The sequence below is a fragment of the Alcanivorax sp. HI0044 genome (assembly GCF_001634945.1).
This window is the reverse complement of record NZ_LWEZ01000948.1, coordinates 1-569: the sequence shown is the minus strand read 5'-3', so window position 1 is coordinate 569 and position 569 is coordinate 1. Positions and strand designations below refer to the sequence as shown.

Sequence of the window (569 nt, the reverse complement as noted above, 5' to 3'; positions counted from 1 at the left end):
TACCAGGCGCTGGAAGAGGTCTTCACTGAACTGGCTCAGGCACTGGTTCGTGACGGTGAAGGCGCGACCAAGTTTGTGGAAATTACCGTAACCGGAGCCGCCAGCGAAAGCGACGCACGAGCGGTGGCTGAAACCATTGCCCATTCCCCTCTGGTGAAAACGGCGCTGTTTGCCTCGGACCCTAATTGGGGCCGTATTTTGGCTGCCATTGGCCGGGCGCCGATTGCGGCGCTGGATGTGGACAAAGTCAGTGTTTGGCTGGGTGATTTGCCGCTGGTAGAACAGGGCGGCGTGGCGGATAGCTACGAGGAAGCACAAGGTGCCGCCGTGATGGCGAAGCCGGAAATCACCATTCGGGCGGATCTGGCGTCTGGTGATGCACAGTGCACCGTGTGGACCTGCGACTTTAGCTATGACTACGTGAAGATCAATGCGGAGTATCGAACCTAGAGGCTGTGGCTTCATCGCCCCGTAGGAGCTTGCTTGCAAGCGAAAGGCTTTTACTTGGGCCCTGCTGCAGTTCATTGCTTCGCGTGCAAGCACGCTCCCACATTAACCCGGCTGCTGCC

1 protein-coding gene is annotated in these 569 nt (G+C 58.5%); it reads left to right on the top strand.

Annotation, left to right across the window (positions count from 1 at the left end):
* Positions 1-450, top strand: a 450-nt coding sequence (locus A3730_RS11105) for a bifunctional ornithine acetyltransferase/N-acetylglutamate synthase (protein ID WP_197477437.1), incomplete at its 5' end; no start/stop codon positions are given.
* Positions 451-569 lie beyond the last annotated feature (119 nt).